Source organism: Nostoc sp. ChiQUE01b, from assembly GCF_034531255.1.
In the GTDB taxonomy this organism is placed as follows: domain Bacteria; phylum Cyanobacteriota; class Cyanobacteriia; order Cyanobacteriales; family Nostocaceae; genus Nostoc.
The window spans coordinates 1-20157 of record NZ_JAVRBM010000120.1 but is presented as its reverse complement, the minus strand read 5'-3'; the positions used below and the strand labels follow the sequence as shown (position 1 = coordinate 20157).

General features: G+C 42.4%; 5 protein-coding genes, 1 tRNA gene and 1 pseudogene. 3 read left to right on the top strand and 4 right to left on the bottom strand.

Annotated features, from left to right (window positions below; genetic code table 11):
- A partial coding sequence (locus tag RMY63_RS38325) for a DUF4347 domain-containing protein (protein WP_322733684.1) occupies window positions 1-3935 on the bottom strand: 3935 nt, incomplete at its 3' end.
- A gap of 621 nt (window positions 3936-4556) precedes the next feature.
- On the opposite strand from RMY63_RS38325, the pseudogene rpiA reads away from it, so the two are divergent.
- A pseudogene (gene rpiA, locus RMY63_RS38320) lies at window positions 4557-4925 on the top strand (ribose 5-phosphate isomerase A); the annotation flags it as partial.
- A gap of 70 nt (window positions 4926-4995) precedes the next feature.
- Here rpiA and RMY63_RS38315 read toward each other — a convergent pair.
- Window positions 4996-9363 (bottom strand): DUF4347 domain-containing protein, encoded by a 4368-nt coding sequence (locus RMY63_RS38315; protein ID WP_322733683.1) that lies wholly within the window; start codon window positions 9361-9363, stop codon window positions 4996-4998.
- Between the two features lie 606 nt (window positions 9364-9969).
- Here RMY63_RS38315 and RMY63_RS38310 point away from each other — a divergent pair.
- A complete protein-coding gene (locus tag RMY63_RS38310) occupies window positions 9970-11595 on the top strand; it encodes a serine/threonine protein kinase (protein ID WP_322733682.1) in 1626 nt (541 codons plus the stop codon).
- 409 nt (window positions 11596-12004) lie between these two features.
- Here the strand turns inward: RMY63_RS38310 and RMY63_RS38305 are convergent, their stop codons facing one another.
- On the bottom strand, window positions 12005-13186 hold the full coding sequence (locus RMY63_RS38305) for a CapA family protein (protein WP_322733681.1): 1182 nt from the start codon (window positions 13184-13186) through the stop codon (window positions 12005-12007).
- 322 nt (window positions 13187-13508) lie between these two features.
- A tRNA-Ser gene (locus RMY63_RS38300) sits at window positions 13509-13593 on the bottom strand.
- 994 nt (window positions 13594-14587) lie between these two features.
- Here RMY63_RS38300 and RMY63_RS38295 point away from each other — a divergent pair.
- Window positions 14588-20047, top strand: coding sequence for an AAA family ATPase (locus RMY63_RS38295; protein WP_322733680.1), 5460 nt, complete (start codon window positions 14588-14590; stop codon window positions 20045-20047).
- Window positions 20048-20157: the final 110 nt, after the last annotated feature.

The following is a 20157-nucleotide window of genomic DNA, read 5'->3' as shown; positions in this document are numbered from 1 at the left end:
TTGTCGCCCTTGTCTACCTGCCCGTGCTTTGTGCCAGTTGCGTAAGTCCTGTTAAAGTCAGTAATTGTATCACCATCGTTAAAGGTTTGGTAGATGAACTGGTCATTACCGCTACCGCCAGTCAGGGTATTAATATAATTACCGCTAATGAGGATGTCATTACCAGCACCTCCAATAAGGCTATTCTCACGTCTACCTCCAATGAGGCTATCATTACCATCACCTCCAATGAGGCTATCATTACCATCACTTCCAATGAGGCTATCATTACCATCACTTCCAATGAGGCTATCATTACCATCACCTCCAATGAGGGTATCATTATCCTCACCATCACCACCGCGCAGCAGGTCGTTACCACTCTTACCGTCGATGCGGTCATCCCCCCCTCGACCATTAATCACATCTGCTGAGTTGTCAAAGCCATTGATATTGTTGTTCAGGTCATTGAGAAAGGTGACTGTGTTTTTGTTGAAGATGGTGCTTTGGGTGGAGTTGGCATCGAAGACATCAAAGCTATCACTAATTGTGCTTTGCCCATCAAACAGGATATTGCCGATGGTGGAGAGGTTATCTAGGTTTTCCAGAAGAAAGTTTTGCAGGATAACTTTATCATCAGCCACCCCTTCAAAGGTGATTTCCAGATTGTTACTATTCTGGGTGAGTAACAAATTTCGGGCTGTCAATCCAGCACCTTGAAATTTGAGGGTATCGACTTCGGCAATGATTGCTGTTGATGGATTTGAGCCTTTACCTAGCCCACCGAAATCGGTAATGGGATCAACACCGTCACCTAAGTTATAAACAAATTTATCTTTGCCACCGCCACCAGTTAGGGTGTCGTTGCCTTGATTACCTGTGATGGTATCGTTTCCAGCTTGAGCGTTAATTATATTACTGTAGTTCTTGCCTACTAAATTATCAGCGCCATTGGTTCCATTCAGCTCGTTAAACTCTAATGCACCAATATCAACTGTACCCTTGGATATTCTGTCAAATCCAGCGCCGCGTTGGTCGGTGGTGATACCTGCTGGAATCAGAGCATTATTGCCAGCGTTAATGGCGGGACTATCTGCAAGTAAGGCATTAGTAAAGGTTGCACCACCATTATTTTGCAGGGGGCTGAGTTTTGGATCAATGGGGTTGGTTATGGTGCCAACGAGGGTGCTGGTGGTAAAGCCAGTGCTACCAGTGTTGTAGCGAATTAGGTTATTACCAGCGTCAGTGAAGTTGCCTTCAACGTCGGTGTAGAAGTTATCTGCAATGATAGTATTGCCAACGATAAGAGTGCCTGAGTTATAAATGTCGTCGCCGTAAGATGGGTAGGGGTCAGGGTATACCCGATCAAAACCGCTGGCTTCCGCACGATTACTAGAGAAAGTGCTGTTATTTATACTAAGGTTGCCTATGTTGAATATGCCGCCGCCATAGGCTGTGTTGAAACTAACGTATGCATTATTATTAGAGACAGTGCTGTTAGTTAGGCTAAGGTTGCCTTTGTTAAAGATGCCGCCGCCTAAGGACGATCCCCGATTGCCAGAGACAGTGCTTCCCGTCAGGCTGAGAGTGCCTCTATTAAATATGCCGCCTACTTCCCCTCTATTGTCAGAGACACTACTGTTAGTCAGGCTGAGGCTGGTATTACTATTGAGCAAGATACTACCTAAGGGATCATTAGCATTAGCAATCTTCAAGCCATCAATGCTGGCATCTGTCCCAGAACCCGATATCTCAAACACGCCTGATGAATTATTCCCACTCACAATGAGGTTAGATGCTCCACTGCCCAAAATGGTAATATCATCGGTAATGGTGAGTTTCCCAGAGGTCAGGGTGATGATATCTGGGGTGGCATCGGTGAACACGCCGCCTGCAAAGGTAATCGTATCTGCCCCAACGGTCGCATTGGCATTGAGGATAGCCTGCCGTAACGACCCCGATCCAGAATCCTTGGTATTAGTCACCACTGTGCCAGTATTAACAGTTGGCGAGGTGATGGAGGACTGGACTTCGTAAGCACCAATATCAACAACACCGTTGAATATCCGGTTAAATTGAGCACCGCGTTGGTCAGTGATGACATTAATAGGAACTAGGGAATTCTTGCCAGCATTAATAGCGGGGCTATTCGCAAGTAACGCCTGGGTAAAGGTTGCACCACCGTTATTTTGCAGCAGTCCGAGTTTGGGGTCAATGGGGCTAGCACTTGTGCCGACGAGGGTGCTGGTGGTAAAGGCAGTGCTACCAGTGCTACCAGTATTATTGCCAATCAGGTTATTGCCGGAGTCAATCAACTCACCACTCACGTCGGGGTGTATATCACCGGAGGTGGACTTGTCGAAGTTACCTGCAATAATGGTGTTACTAACCTTGCCCTCATCAGAGTCACTAAAAACACCCCCGCCATTGCCAGTACCATCACCATCTGAGTCGGCTGTGTTGTTATTAATTGTAGTGCTGATTAGGGTGAGGATGATGTTACCCGCGTAGGCTTCGCCATTGTATATGCCACCGCCATCCTCTAACGCTGTATTGCCAGAGATGGTGCTGTTAGTTAGAGTAGCTGATCCGCCAGAATAACCACCATCATCTCCGTTAAAAATGCCACCGCCGGAGGTTGCGGTATTGCCAGAGACAATGCTATTGGTCAGCCTGAGATTACCGCCTTGATTATAGATGCCACCACCGGAGTTTGCCGTATTGCCAGAGACACTGCTGTTAATTAGGCTGAGAATACCAGTACTACCATAGGAAGCGTCATTAAAAATGCCGCCTCCGGCAGTCTCGCTCCTAAAAACAATTTTGCTTGCCCCGGCGGTATTGCCATAAACACTGCTTCCCGTTAGGCTGAGAGTACCACCGTTATAAATACCACCTTGCGTATTGCCAAAGACGCTGGTGTTAGTAAGATTGAGGATGCCGCTATTAGAAATGGCACTTCCTGCTGTATTACCAGACACACTGCTTTCTGCTAGGTTAAGGATGGAAGTTCTATTAACCTTAATACTGCCGCTAGCGATCGCCAGTCCATTAATATTGACATTTGTCGCTAATCCTGATATCTCGAATACTGTAGAGGCATTCTTTCCAGTCACAGTAAGCTTAGATGTCCCAGTTCCCAAGATGGTAACATCATCGGTAATCGTCAGTTGCCCAGAGGTGAGGGTGATGGTATCTGGGGTGGTATCTGTGAATATTCCGCCAAAAGCGATCGCATCATCCCCAGCAGTAGCGTTGGCTAAGTTAATTGCCTCCCGGAGTGTTGTAATGCCGTTATTGCGATCGCCATCATCTGCGTCTCCGGTATTATTTACTGTAAACGTTGCTAGTACTCCTGGGTAAGCTTCTCGCGTCGTTTCTGCAAACGCCAGATTTACTTCCATATTAGCAGTGCGAACTTCTAACTCCCAGTTACCGCCTAATGCTGCATTGCCAATCCGCTGACGCGAAGCAGCAACATTTGCCCCTGTGAGTTGGTGCAGTTTTTCTACAAATTCTGCCCCTGCATCACCCAAAGCTACATTGCAACCATAGATAAGTAAGTTGCTAGGGTTATCGGCTTTGCCAGAGGTGGAAAATATCTTCTGCCATTGTTGGAGTTGCTGGCTGTATTCGTCGAGGGTATCAACTCCTAAATGGGTATTGCCCAATTGTAAGCAACCTGGGACACCGTGGCACACAATATGAATGTTAGCCAAATTCGAGCCATGTCTAACGACAAGTCGCTGCGCGTCTGCCCAACTCGTCAGAATTTTCGTAATTTGCTCAACACCGTTCTGTATCGAGTCAAGCACGAACACTTGACTATTGGGAAGCACGCCATTGACTAAATCGCTATAGTCTTCAACCGCCATATCGATGAAGACTAGACTATGGCTATAGGAGATGGAAACTGCGGAATTTTCTAAGATGTGTGAGGTATGTAGCGTTGCCATTTTGTTACTTCCAGCTAAGGTAATGAGGAAAACTAAAACCGACTTCAGCCTTGTAATTACATAGAAAGGCAGGAGTTAGGAGGCAGGAGGTTAGGAGTATCAATTAAAACTTGCATTTGCAGGGTCTGAGCATCAGTTTAAACTGATAATTATACTGAGACTGCTTGCACCGAGGTATAAAACGTCCAAGTTTTCAATCCCACCTTTTTAAAAGTGGGTTCCTCCAGCAAGACACCATAGCTGCCTTCTGCCTCTTGAAAGGGTTTTCACACAACTACTGAGAGTAAAAAAACTAGATGTTTACTAATGTATTTTTCCTTTCGTTGTCATCATCTAGCAAGTTGCCGCTTTTGTAAAGCAATAAAAGTATGTAATATTACTGCGTTTCGGAACTCACATCTAGCAGATGGATCAAAAATCAGTTTTTATGCTGGTTCATCCTAAAAACCTAGATTTTTCGCCCACAAACGCGGTTTCTCAAGTTTTGTTGAGATTGTGCCAGATATTCAATTGATGAATTTGAGTTTTAATAGCTTTTCTGAAAATGACAAAACAATTCAAAATGCAAAATTACCAATTCAAGTAAGTAAAACTACTTAGAAACTTTAGTTGTGGGTATATATCATTGGTATACCTACCTCGTTTCAGTCAGAAGTGCTGGCGAAGCAGTATGGTGTTCCTCTCGCCACCTTAGATGCTATTGACCGCATCGATATTGCCATTGATGGCGCAGATGAAGTCGATCCGCAGAAGAATTTGATTAAAGGCGGTGGTGCAGCACATACCCGCGAAAAAGTTGTAGACTACCTAGCAGAACAGTTCATCGTCGTGGTAGACAGTGGCAAGTTAGTAGACCGCTTAGGTTCTAGTTTCGCTGTACCCGTGGAAGTGATTCCAATGGCAATTACTCCTGTAACCAATGCCATCAAAAAACTCGGTGGTAAACCAGAACTCCGCATGGGTGTAAAAAAAGCTGGGCCAGTAATCACAGGTTATCCAGAACCTTTGTAGAGACGTAGCAGTGCTACGTCTCTTTTTCACTACAGGCTAGAACTGAGTGCTAGACAATGACATTAGTACCGACTACCAGATTTGTAGCCGTGAAATTACTCAAATTTGCTAAGGTGTAAGGCGAATTATTACTAAAGACTTGAACGAGTGTAGAAGTATCCGATTGCACAAATTGTAGGTAGCCATCTAAGATGGGATTGCTGCCACTGTAGCCTAGACTTTTAAATAGGTCAGTCAAGACTAACTTATCCTGGCTCTGATTAAAGTCAATGATAACTTCACCATAATAACTCAAGGTTTTGTAGACGAACTGGTCATGACCGCTACCGCCAGTCAAGACATCGTTATCTTCAAAAGTATTTTTTCTTTCAACAAAGAAGATGTCATCACCAGCACCACCAATAAGGGTATCCTTACCAGCACCACCAAGCAGGGTATCATTACCAGCACCACCAAGTAGGGTATCGTTACCTGTACCACCTCGTAGTAGGTCGTTCCCACTCTTGCCATCTATGCTGTCATCACCCCCTAGACCATTAATGACATCAGCTGAGTTATCACAACCATTGACATTGTTATTTAGGTCATTGAGAAAGGTGACTGTGTTTTTGTTGAAGATGGTGCTGTGGGTGGAGTTGGCATCGAAGACATCAAAGCTGTCACTAATGCTGCTTTGCCCATCAAACAGGATATTGCCCAGCGTTGATAAGTTGTCTAGCTTTTCTAGCGGAAAGTTTTGCAAGATAACTTTATCATCAGCCACCCCTTCAAAAGTGATTTCCAGATTGCTACCATTCTGGGTAAGTAGAAGATTTCGGGCTGTCAATCCAGCACCTTGGAATTTCAGGGTATCCAATTCGCCAACGATCGCTGCCGAGGGATTTGAGCCTTTACCTAGCCCACCAAAATCGGTGATAATATCAACACCATCGCCTAAATTGTAAACAAATTTATCTTTGCCACCGCCACCAGTTAGGATGTCGTTGCCTTGATTACCTGTGATGGTATCGTTCCCGGCTTTAGCGTTAATGATGGTATTGTAGTTGTTGCCCACTAGATTATCAGCGCCATTGGTTCCATTTAGCCCGTTGAACTCTAAGGCACCAATATCAACTGTACCCTCAGATATTCTGTCAAATCCAGCGCCACGTTGATCGGTGGTAATACCTGCCAGAATCAGGGCATTACTACCTGCATTAATGGCAGGACTATCTCCAATTAAGGCATTAGTAAAGGTTGCACCACCGTTATTTTGCAGCGGACTGAGTTTGGGATCAATGGGGTTGGCGCTAGTGCCGAGGAGTGTGCTGATAGTAAAGCCAGTACCACCAGTGCGATCGCCAATCAGGTTATTGCCGAGGTCGCTGAAAGTACCGAAAACGTCGCCCTGTAAGCCGAAGTTGCCTGCAATGATAGTGTTCCCAACAATCACAGTGCCATCAGAGTCATTGAAAACGCTTCTACCTTCCCCACCAAAAACATCATAAAAACCATCACCACCAAAACTACTATATGATTGGATGTAATTATTGGTAATAGTACTGTTGGTGAGGGTAAGAGTGCCTTTATTAAAGATGCCGTTGCCATCTTTGTAGGAGCTATTGCTAGAGACAGTACTGTTGTTAAAGTTGAAGATCCCTTGGTTATAGATGCCGCCGCCGTAGGTTGCGCGACTGTTAGAGACTGTGCTGTTAGTTATGGCGACGTTGCCTGTGTTAAATATGCCACCACCGTAGCTATCTATTAAATAACTGCCAGGACCTCCGCGAGTATAATTAGCTACGGTGTGCAGGTAATTGCTAGAGACTGTGCTGCTAGTTAGACTGAGGCTGCCTGTGTTAAATATACCGCCACCGTAATTATTTGCTCCATTGCCAGAGACAGTGCTTCTTGTTAGGCTAAGGTTGCCTGTGTTAAAGATACCACCACCAAACGACAATCCCCTATTATCAGCGACAGTGGTGTTAGTCAGGTTAAGGCTGCCTCTGTTAAAGATACCGCCTACCAACCCAGCATTATTAGAGATAGTGCTGTTGGTCAAACTGAGGGTGGCATTACGATTGACCAAAATACTACCAGCGGCATTACTAGCGTTAGTAATTTTCAAGCCATCAATGCTAGCATCTGTCCCTGTTCCTGATATCTCAAATACGCCTGATGAATTATTGCCGCTCACAGTCAGGCTAGATGCCCCAGTCCCTAAGATGGTAACATCATCAGCGATCGTCAATTTCCCAGAGGTGAGAGTAATGATATCTGGAATGGTATCAGTGAACACACCCGCAAAGGTAATCGTATCTGCCCCAACAGTACTATTGGCATTGAGAATAGCCTGTCGCAACGAACCTGCTCCAGAATCGTTGGTATTAGTCACTATTGTGTCAGTATTAACAGGTGGCGTGATGCCAGACTGGACTTCATAAGCACCAATATCAACTACACCCCCGGATATCCGGCCAAATCCAGCGCCTCTTTGGTCAGTAATCAGACTACCAGAAACTAAGGTACTATTACCTGCGTTAATGGCGGGACTACCTGCAAGTAAAGCATGAGTAAAGGTTGCACCGCCATTATTTTGCAGGGAACCAAGTTTTGGGTTAATCGGGGTGGCGCTAGTACCAACTAGGGTGCTGGTGGTAAAACTAGTGCTACCAGTATTATTGCCAATCAGGTTATTGCCAGAGTCAGTAAAAATACCAGCCACATCGGGGTTGATATTGCCGGAGCTGGATTTGTCGAAGTTGCCTGCAATGATGGTGTTCGCAACAGTGATAGTCCCAGCATTGTTGAAAACGCCGCCACCGTCGCCAGTACCAGTGCCATTGGAGTCAACTGTGTTATTGGTAACTGTGGTGTTGAGTAGGGTGAGGGTATTTTCGTTATAAATACCGCCACCGTCGGAAGTCGCTGTATTACCAGATACAGTACTGTTATTCAAGATAGCTGAACTTGAGGCCCCACCATATGGATCATCATCGATGCCTAAGTTAGAGATGCCGCTTCCTGTATTTCCAGAGACACTACTATTGGTAAGCCTAAGAAAGCTGCCTAAGTTAGATATACCCCCTTCCGTATTACCAGAAACACTGCTATTGGTCAGGTCGAGGATACCAGAGTCATACGTTCCATAGCCGATTACAGCGGCATTATTATAGATACCGAATCTAGTATTACTAGAAACACTGCTATTCGTTAGACTGACTCTACCGCCTTCATTAGAGATGCCGTCTCCCGTATTTCCAGAGACACTGCTGTTAGTTAAGTTGAGAATGCCATAACTGGCATCGATAATGTCAGTTAAGCCGAGAAAACCAGTTATGGCATTGCTAACATTAATGCCGCTTCCAGTATTGCTAGAAACACTGCTATTTGTTACGGTGACGATGCCAGAGCTATTGATGCCACCTCCAACATTTCCAGAGACAATACTGTTAGTGAGGTTGAGGATGCCAAAGCTATTAACTAAAATACCGCCACCAACGGTACTATTACCATTAGCAACGGTCAAACCATCAATGCTAACATCTGTTCCTAGTCCCGATATCTCGAACACTCTAGAAGCATTATTTCCACTCACAGTAAGCTTAGATGCTCCAGTTCCCAAGATGGTAATATTATCGGTAATGGTCAGTTGCCCAGAGGTGAGGCTGATTACATCTGGGGTGTCATCGGTGAACACACCTCCAAAAGCGATCGCATCATCCCCAGTAGAAGCATTCGCTAAGTTAATTGCCTCTCTCAGAGTAGTAATACCGTTATTCGCATTGCCATCATCTGCGTCTCCAGTATTATTCACCGTAAACGTTGCTAGCACTCCTGCGTAAGCTTCTCGCGTCGTTTCTGCAAACGCCAGATTTACTTCCATATCAGCAGTGCGAACTTCTAACTCCCAGTTACCGCCTAATGCTGCATTGCCAATCCGCTGACGCGAAGCAGCAACATTTGCCCCTGTGAGTTGGTGCAGTTTTTCTACAAATTCTGCCCCTGCATCACCCAAAGCTACATTGCAACCATAGATAAGTAAGTTGCTAGGGTTATCGGCTTTGCCAGAGGTGGAAAATATCTTCTGCCATTGTTGGAGTTGCTGGCTGTATTCGTCGAGGGTATCAACTCCTAAATGGGTATTGCCCAATTGTAAGCAACCTGGGACACCGTGGCACACAATATGAATGTTAGCCAAATTCGAGCCATGTCTAACGACAAGTCGCTGCGCGTCTGCCCAACTCGTCAGAATTTTCGTAATTTGCTCAACACCGTTCTGTATCGAGTCAAGCACGAACACTTGACTATTGGGAAGCACGCCATTGACTAAATCGCTATAGTCTTCAACCGCCATATCGATGAAGACTAAACTATGAGTATAGGAGATGGAAACTGCGGAATTTTCTGAGATGTGTGAGGTATGTAGCGTTGCCATTTTGTTACTTCAAGCTAAGGTAATGAGGGAAACTCAAACCAACTTCAGCCTTGTAATTACAGGGTTTTCACACAACTACGGAGAGTAAAAAACTAGATTTTTACTAATTATTTTCCCTTTCTTTGCCATCATCTAACAAGTTGCCAATTTTGTAAAGCAATAAAAGTATGTAATTTTACTGAATTACCCAACTCATATCTAGCAGATGTATCAAAAATCTAAGTTTTTATGCTGGTTAATCCTAAAAACCTAGATTTTTCGCCCACAAACGCGGTTTCTCAAGTTTTGTTGAGATCGTGTCAGATATTCAATTGATGAATTTGGCTTTTAATAGCTTTTCTGAAAATGACTTTTATCAAATCCAAAAAATAGCTTTAGCCCATCTTCCGCTTTAGGCTTGCTGCACTCCCGCGTTATCATCTGAGAAAGATAAAACTGTTGCGATCGTGGGGAGGTCTTTCTCATTTCAGGAATTCCAACAACTAAATCATCCCGTAAAATAGACAGGCAAGAACCCTGCCCGATAAAATATGGGAAAATTTTTGAGAAATCCCTCAAGACTCAGGACTCGCTACTTATCTGCTCGCTCAGGACTCAGGACTCTTTATGTTAGCAGGCACAATTTTGCAGGATGGAAAATATACCCTAATTCAAGAAATAGGGCGGGGTGGCTTTGGCATTACCTTTAAAGCTACTCATCACTACTTGGGTCAGGAGGTGGTGATGAAAACCATCAATGAACGGCTGCGACAACATCCTGATTTTGCCAAATTCGAGCGCCAATTCCAAGATGAAGCCAGACGATTAGCTACGTGTATTCACCCAAATATAGTCCGGGTTAGTGACTTTTTTATAGAAGCTGGACTGCCTTACATGGTGATGGAATACATTCCTGGCGAAACCTTGGGAGACGCATTTGTATTACCAGGGATAACTTTGCCTGAAGCCGCAGCAATTCATTACATCCGGCAAATTGGGGCAGCGTTGCAGGTAGTACACAACAACGGCTTGTTACACCGCGATGTTAAACCAGATAATATTATTCTTCGTCAAGGAACACAGGAAGTAGTACTGATTGATTTTGGCATTGCCAGGGAATTTAATGGCAGTGTCAGACAGACTCACACAGGTTTGGTTTCTGAGGGTTATTCTCCCATTGAGCAGTATATGACGCAGGCGGCGCGCACACCTGCCACGGATGTTTATGGTTTAGCAGCAACCTTGTATGCACTGTTGACAGCCCAAGTTCCTATGCCAGCATTATTGCGCGATCGCGAACAAATGCCTTCCCCCCGCGAACTGCAACCACACTTGAGTGCTGCTGTCAACCAGGCGGTAATGCGCGGGATGGCGGTAGAGTCTCGTTTTCGGCCAGCGACAGTTGCTGAGTGGCTGCAATTGCTACCTGCAAATGAAGTGAATGGGACATCGCAAGTCTTATCCACTTACGCAGTGCCAACTGTCAATTTATCAGCCCAGCAAGCAGCAACTTTAATTGGAAAAACTGCCCAAAATTCTATTCATAGGCCATCTGTGTTGGCGCAGCCCAACCCACGCATGGCCAAGGAAACTGTACTGGCTAAAAAGCTGGGGTCATCTAAAGTATTTATTGGTATGGGTGTAGCCCTAATTGCTGCTACAGCAGGTTTTGGGATCGCGAGTATATTACCCAAATCTCAGCAGCAGCCGACCGTAAAGCCGCTTTTTCAACAGCCAACTCAAGAACCAGCCGCGAAAGCACCTAATTTTGATAGTACATCTTCACCCAGAGATGAAGAGACTAACACTACCTCAAGAACCAAAACAGCACCTGGCTCTATTTCCAAGCAGCGTCGCCGCAATCGTCGTTCTTCCCAAGAAGAATCTCCCAGCAACCCTACAAGAGAATCACAACGCGGTAATTCCGAAAAATCCACACCTTCACCTAGCGTTTCACCCACACCCTCGGTAGTGGAAAAACTACGGGTATTCCGAGATCAGCGAAATGCTTCCCCCGCACCATTGCCATTCCCACAAAATAACTTACCCGCTTCTAGTCAAAATCCTGCCTCCCCTCAACCCGTAAGTCCATCAAAACCTGTACTTATACCACCAGCACCACCAACACAATCCAAACAATCAGATCCTTCTGCTGTGGTAGTACCAACGCTGGAAAAGCAAAATTCACCGACTAATAGCCAACCCCAGAATATTCAGAAGTTCGAGGAAAAGCCACAAGATGACAATAACTAGTCAGCCCCTTCTCTGCGAGACGCTACGCGAACGGGGAAGTCAAAAGTCAAAAGTCAAAAGTCAAAAATTTTGAACCCCATAAATAAATGATGTTGTTGGCGAATTAATAGGGGGTTAAACCCCTCGGTTGTAATCTGTCTTGATTTCCTTGATTTGAGTCCATTGAAATGGACTTGAGCTAAATCGCCCGAAATTTATTTCCGGGAAGGCGAACAACGCAAAATCAGTGTTTTAAGGGTGAGGGGCTAAACCCATCACGAATTGACCAACAACATCATAAATTTAGGGGCTTGTACCTTTGATTTGCTTCGGTCAATTTGAGATTTTGGTGAAGCAGTGCCGTGAGTCCAGCACAGCGCTAACTCCTATTAACTAATTACGAATTACGAATTACGAATTAGTAATTATTTTAGGAAGGATCAAGCCTATTCTGTACAACAACTTCTCCTTTGTGATTAATCTTCACCGGATTCTTGGGAAAAGCTTGATTATTCAAATAACGCATAAGTCTCACAGTTTGAAAACTCTGATCGATATGAGGGATTCCTTGCCGATCCATCCGAACGGGAATAATTTTACTTGATACCAAATCTCCTGCTGAGTTGAGTTTGACTTCTAAAATCATTGAGTCACCTGTTTGGGCATTTGTAGATAAAGTCCGATATCCCAAAAAGTTTCCTAAAGAATAGGCAATGATTTTTCCCTTATAAATTTCTATCGCTCTGGGAACGTGAGGCCCATGTCCTAGTACTAAGTCTGCTCCTGCATCAATCATGTTTCGAGCAAAGGCGATCGCATTACCTCGGTTTTCTCCATAAAAAAACTCTGTTTGATTTTTAACGTGTAGTGCCCCCGTTCCTTCCGCTCCAGCGTGCATTGATACTACTACAATGTTGGCTTTATTTTTGGCTTTTGCTACGAGTGCTTTAGCTGCTCCTAAATTATGGATAGAATTATACATTTCATAAGGAGAAAACCCGACCATTGCCACGGGGATATTGTTAGCTTCCAAATAAAGAATTTGATTTTTATGACCTAATGTTGCAATGCCCACAGCCTGAAGATTTTTCATTGTATCTTTGAACCCTACCGGGCCAAAGTCCATTGCATGGTTATTTGCCATATTGAACACATTAAAACCCGCTTCAGCAAAAAGCTGGGCGTATGCAGGTGGAGATCGAAAGGCAAAGACTTGTCCTCGACTAATATCTTTGGCAGTATAGGGATAATTAGTTAGACTACTTTCAAAATTACCAAACAAGATATCAGATCCTTGCAAGTGAGTTCTCACTGACTTTGGTAATAATTGCTCTCGAAAGCGGGGTAATCTATAGTTAGGGAAATTAGTGCCGGGAATAATATCTCCAACGGCTTTGATGGTAATAGTATCTGGAAAGGTTTGTTGTTCTGTTGTTGATGGCGTAAGTTCAGGAATAGCTAATGGAAATCGCACAGGCTCAGTAGGTGTAGTAGCAGCGTTTAATCGCTGTGATTGCCCAAGCCGGATAATGACTCCTATACTAATACCCAGATATAAACAAATGCTGATCAGACTAAATGAGAATACTCGCCCCAAGCTGCGATCTACCATCGTTCACTCCTCACACGATGGCATTAGTTTATCCCAAAAATCTGTGTTGGCGGTGTATATAGCAAAGTGCTGTTAGCGGAAGCGGGGCGTTTAGCCCGTGCTGAGTAGAAACTCAGTATTATCAAAGGTTTCAGCAACCAACATAGTCCTAACCTATGCTTCGACTGCTATATTTTAGTGTTTTTTGGCAAATATTTGACTACGTAAATATTAAGCGATAATCCTATCTCACTTGCAAATAAACAAACAAGTTGCTCAAGATTTGTGTTAAAGGTAGGCAAATTTCAGCCAACTTGTAGTAAATTTGCAGTAATCTTTTGAACGGAGAGGGGGGGATTCGAACCCCCGTTGAGTTTCCCCAAAACGCATTTCGAGTGCGTCACCATGAACCGCTCGGACACCTCTCCAACTATTTATTCAGACATTTGAGTATCTATTCTACATTCAAATGCTATAAATTTAGGGAAATCTTGCTGGATTCCCGATATTACTATAGCATTATCGCTCTCTTAACACAAATATACTGTTAGATGTCAATACGCTTGGGTTAAGGGTTATTGGTGTAGATAATTGGTTTTTAAGACGCGATAAATTGTGTCTCTACATAAGGGTTTTGTTGCTCATTCTGAACTGTATTGCTTTAGATGTGTATATTAAATTTGATAGGCAAAACTGAGCGAAAAATTACGCATCGCCGGATTAACATCACCTTGCCAGATGAGACAATTGAACTAATTGATCAATTTTACCGGAGTGTCTAGAGCTGCATTGACCCAGCCTAGAAGGATTAATCTTCTTAAATTGGAGAAGTGGAGAACGATGGCTTTAGCGTCGTTCGGAACAATTTCTTAGAATCTCCGTGGCTTTAGCCCTGAGAGTGTCAAAAGGCATCGCTTGAATATGTTCTTGAAGAGCTTGCTTTTGTTCTGGGGTCATTGCTAGATGAAGAGTGCTGAGTTAAAAGTGCCTCGACTTATAGTTAAAAAGACCACCCCACAAGAGGTGGGGTATTAACCTTCTCCCGATCAGTAAGATTCCGCCTACAAGGGGAGGCAGTGTACAGAAAGGGGGTTTTCCCCATGAACAGCTGCCGGGCGGGGCATTGACCATAATGCCTAAGTGCTGAGTAATTTTTCTTTCCCTCAGCACTCAGCACGGGCTAAACGCCCCGCTATCACTAACAGCACGGGCTAAACGCCCCGCTTCCGCTAACAGCACTGAGGACAGTAAATACACTCGTCTTATTTATCCTGACTGATTTTCGCTCTCTTTGCAAAAAACTGGGATGCCCCCCATTCATATCTTGTTACAAAATAGTCTTCCCAAACCTTAAGCATATTTGTATTAATAGGAACAATCAATATAAACAGGAAAAAATTAACTTGTAGGGAAAAGAGAACTATGGTGGCACTGACCGGTTATCAAATACATGAGCTAATTTATTCGGGATCTAAAACCCTGGTGCATCGCGGTATTAGAGAATCAGATAAAAAGCCGGTAGTAATTAAACTGTTACGGCGTGAGTATCCCACATTTTATGAACTCGTGCGGTTCCGCAATCAGTACACTATTGCGAAAAATCTAGATATTGATGGAATTATCAAAACCTATAGCTTGGAGAACTATCAAAATAGCTATGCCTTAGTTATGGAAGACTTGGGTGGCATTTCTCTCCAAGAAGAGATGGCCAGGTGGGGAGATCGGGGGATGAGCAGAACTGCTGATGGGTTGCAGACATTTTTTCACATTGCTTTGCAAATTGTCTCAATTCTTGATGGACTTTATCACAATCGGGTGATTCACAAAGACATCAAACCCGCCAATATTTTAATTAACCCCACCACCAAAGATATAAGACTGATTGATTTTAGTATCGCCTCTTTACTTTCCAGAGAAACGCAAACTCTGACTAATCCAAATATTCTGGAAGGGACGTTAGCATACCTTTCTCCCGAACAAACCGGACGAATGAACCGGGGAATTGACTACCGTAGCGACTTTTATTCCTTGGGTGTCACTTTTTTTGAACTTCTCACCGGAGAGTTACCTTTCAAATCTAATGAACCGATGGAGTTAGTGTATTGTCATTTGGCAAAGCTTCCTTTGCAGCTACATAGTCTCAATCCCAACATTCCTCCAATTCTGTCTGAAATTATCGGCAAACTGATGGCAAAAAACGCCGAAGATAGGTATCAGAGTGCATTGGGGTTGAAGTATGACTTAGAAATTTGCTGGCGTCAGTGGCGAGAAACTGGCAGGATTGATGTCTTTGAGTTAGGAGTGCGAGATATTTGCGATCGCTTCATCATCCCAGAAAAGCTCTATGGTCGGCAAGCAGAAGTAGAAAGCTTACTCGCAGTCTTTGACAGAGTAGCACAGGGAAACACTGAAATGATTTTAGTAGCAGGTTTCTCTGGTATTGGTAAAACTGCCGTTATTAATGAAGTCCATAAACCCATTGTGCGACAACGGGGTTATTTTATCAAAGGGAAATATGACCAATTCCAACGCAACATTCCCTTGAGAGCTTTTGTACAAGCATTTCGGGATTTAATGGGGCAATTACTTAGTGAAACCGATGCCCAACTTGAACAATGGAAAGCCACGATTCTAACAGTTTTGGGTGAGAATGCTCAAGTAATTATCGAAGTTATTCCCGAACTAGAAAAGATTATTGGACAACAACCACCAGTACCTGAACTTTCAGGGACTGCTGGACAAAATCGCTTCAATTTATTATTTCATAAATTTATCCAAGTTTTCACAACCAAAGAACATCCCTTAGTGATATTCCTGGATGATTTGCAATGGGCAGATTCAGCATCTTTGAAGTTGATGCAATTCCTGATGAATGAAACGGAAATTCACTATATGTTAGTGATTGGTGCTTACCGGGATAATGAAGTTTATCCGGCGCATCCGTTAATGTTGACATTAGGAGAAATTCATAAAAACAAAGCATGTTTTAATACCATTACTTTAGCTCCTTTCACTCATACAGATTTAAATTATCTGATTACTGATGCTCTTAAATGTAACTTAAAAAATGCCAAATCTCTCACAGATTTAGTATATCAAAAAACTCAAGGCAACCCCTTGTTCGCTAATCAATTCCTCAAGTTACTGCACGAAGAAGAGTTAATTAACTATAATTTTGATATGGGTCATTGGCAATGTGATATTGCTCAGGTTAGAGCATTAGCATTTACTGATGATTTGGTAGAGTTTATGGTGCTTCAGTTGCAGAAGTTACCAGAAGCAACTCAAAAAGTTTTGCAGCTTGCAGCTTGTATTGATAATCAGTTTGACTTAGCAATTCTTGCAATTGTCCATGAAAAATCTCTATCAGAGACAGCAGCAGACCTATGGAAAGCTTTGCAAGAAGGTTTGATCGTACCCACAACTGAAGTTTATAAGTTTTATCAACAGGAGTCAGGAGAATCTGTAATTGCTTCTGATTTCTGGATGGTGGATTCTGGTTTGTGTTCCTACAAGTTTTTGCACGATCGCGTTCAACAAGCTGCTTATTCTCTAATTCCTGAAAGACTAAAACAGGCAGTACACCTCAAAATTGGGCGATTAATTTTGAGGAATATTTCCCTGGAACAGCGCGAAGAATATCTCTTTAAATTAGTCAATCAGTTAAATTTGGGAGTTGAACTAATTACTCAGCCAGAGGAACGAGAAGAACTGGCAAAATTAAATCTAACTGCAAGTCATAAAGCAAGAATTTCAACTGCTTATGAAGCGGCTGTAGAGTACACAAATTTTGGAATTAAGTTACTCACAGAAGATTGTTGGCAATATCAGTATGAGTTGGCTTTGACACTGTACTCAACATCTGCCGAGATAGCCAATCTTAATGGTGATTTTGAACAGATGGAGCAAAGGGTGAAAGTAATATTAGAAAATGGTAAAACAGTAATTGATCAAGTCAAAGCCTATGAAGTCAAAATCTTATCTCAGGTAGCACAAAACAGGATGCCGGAAGCGATAAAAACGGGACTCCAAGTTCTCAAATTATTAGGTATAGAACTACCTGAACAGGCAACACTAGAAGATATTAACCGTGGATTACAGGAGACACAATTAGCTTTAGAAGGAAAAGCTATTGAGGACTTACTAGAGTTAAAATTAATGACTGAGCCAGATAAGTTAGCAGCTATGAATATCTTGATAAATATAGCTGCTGCGGCTTATTTAGCCAGCCCAGAACTCTATCCTTTAATATTGTTCAAACAGGTTAATTTATCCCTCAATTATGGAAATACTGCTAATTCTCTCTATGGATATTCATGTTATGGGATGATTCTTTGTGGCATTGTCGGAGATATTGATTCAGGTTATCAATTCGGTCAACTAACTCTAAAATTATTAGATAAATTAAATGCTAAAGAATTTATAGCTAAGACATATATGATTGTTTATGGCTGTTTGAATCATTGGAAGCAGCATATTAGAGAACTTTTGCATCCTATACAATCAGCCTATTATAGCGGGGTAGAAACAGGAGATTTAGAATTTGCAGGTTACTGTGCAAGTAATTATTGCTTGAGTTCATATTTTGCTGGTAAAGAATTATCTTATCTAGCAGAGGAAATAGCAAATTATAGTCAAGGACTCGCACAACTTCGTCAAGAACCATCACTACATAAAAATGAACTTTATCGGCAGGTAGTGCTTAACTTACTCTCAAAAAATCAAAATCCTTGCCGTTTAATCGGTGATGCTTACAATGAAGAAACCATGTTGCCGCTTCATCAGCAAGGGAATGATCAAGCCATGATTTGTTCATTGTATTTTCATAAATTGGTTCTCTGTTATTTCTTTGCTGAGTATACTCATGCTATTGAAAATGCTGAATTAGCAGAAAATTATTTAGAAAGTCTTGTTGGAAGTCTTAATGTTCCTCTATTTCATTTCTATGATTCTCTGAGCCAATTAGCCGTATATTCTGATGCTTCTGAAGACGGGCAAGCATTCATCCTCAAACGGGTTACAGCTAATCAGGAAAAAATGCAGAACTGGGCACATCATGCGCCGATGAATCATTTACATAAGTTTCACTTAGTAGAGGCTGAACGCGATCGCATTCTCGGTGAATATATTCAAGCAATGGAAATGTACGATCGCGCTATTCAAGGAGCCAAAGAAAATGAATATATCCAGGAAGAAGCTCTTGCTCACGAACTCGCCGCCAAATTTTACCTAAAATGGGGTAAAGAGCAAATTGCCCAAACCTATTTGACAAACGCTTACTACTGCTATGTTCGTTGGGGCGCTAAAGCCAAAGTTTATGACTTAGAAAAACGTTATCCTCAATTACTCACCCCGATTCTCCAATCGGAAAAAATTCGCGTCAATCCCACGGAAACAGCATCCAGTTTCAATAATATGTCCCTGCCAACTTTTACTGCTGGTATGACAATTTCATCCAGTAGCACCAGCATTTCCGAAGCTTTAGATTTAGCAAGTGTTCTCAAAGCCTCTCAAGCACTATCTAGCGAAATTCATTTAGAGAAGTTGCTCTCTACATTAATGCAAGTGGTGATGGAGAATACCGGAGCAAAAAAATGTGCTCTAATTTTACTCAAGGATAATGTTTGGGTGATAGAGGCGATATCTACGACGGGCTACGCCTACCCAACATTCCAAAAAGTGCCAACTATTCTGCAATCTATTCCCATTGAGTTCAGCCAAGATATCCCTCTAACTCCAATTAACTATGTCAAACGCACTTTAGAAACATTGGTAATCGATGATGCAACTGGGGATAATTCTTTAGCTTCTGACTCATACATTATTCGAGAACAACCCAAAAGCTTGCTGTGTGCCCCAATTCTCCATCAAGGGAAATTAATTGGCATCCTTTACTTAGAAAATAATCTGATTGCCGGAGTATTTACCCATGATAGACTTCAAGTAATCAACCTATTGTGTTCACAAGCGGCTATCTCCTTAGAAAATGCTTCTCTTTATCAGCGATCGCAAGAGAATGCCCAACAATTAGAACACTCACTTACAGATTTAAAACAAATGCAACTACAACTGGTGCAAAGTGAGAAAATGTCAGCATTAGGTAATTTAGTTGCAGGTGTAGCCCACGAAATTAATAACCCTGTAGGCTTTATTGCAGGTAATATTCAACCTGCTGTTGATTTGGTTGAAGATTTGTTTCACCTCATCGAGCTTTATCAGCAAAAATTTCCGAATCCTGGTGTAGAAATTGAAGAAGAAATTGCAGCAATTGACCTAGAATATATCCGAGAAGATTTGCCAAAAATGATTTCTTCAATGAAATTAGGTATTGACCGAATTCGGAGTATTAGCAACAGTTTGCGAACCTTTTCCAGGGCAGATACAGAAAATAAAGTTGCTTTTAATATTCACGATGGTATCGATAGTGCAATTTTGATTCTGAAGCATCGCTTAAAAGCATCGGAACTACATCCAGAGATTAAAGTAGTGAAAAAATACGGAGATATATCTTTAGTTAAATGTTTTCCTGGACAACTGAATCAAGTTTTTATGAATTTATTGGCAAATGCAATTGATGCTTTAGAGGAGTCTAATATTGGACGTAATTTTCAGGATATTAATAATAAAATTGAGATTAAAACTTGTTTGAGTGAAGACAAACATCATGTTTTAATTTACATTCAAGATAATGGTATGGGAATGTCTGATGAAGTCAAACAAAAGATTTTTGACCATTTATTTACAACTAAATCTGTAGGTAAAGGTACAGGATTAGGATTAGCGATCGCACGGCAAATTATTGTAGAAAAACATGGTGGCACTCTGGAAGTTAATTCTGTACAGGGAGAGGGTACAGAATTTGTGATTCAAATTCCGATTTAAAATTATACCAATTTGAGAAAAGAATGCGACAGATACACACGCCTAAACCCTTGTAATATAGCAGTCGTCACCTCAGTTAGGACGTAGGATATATAAAAGAAGTGATTGAT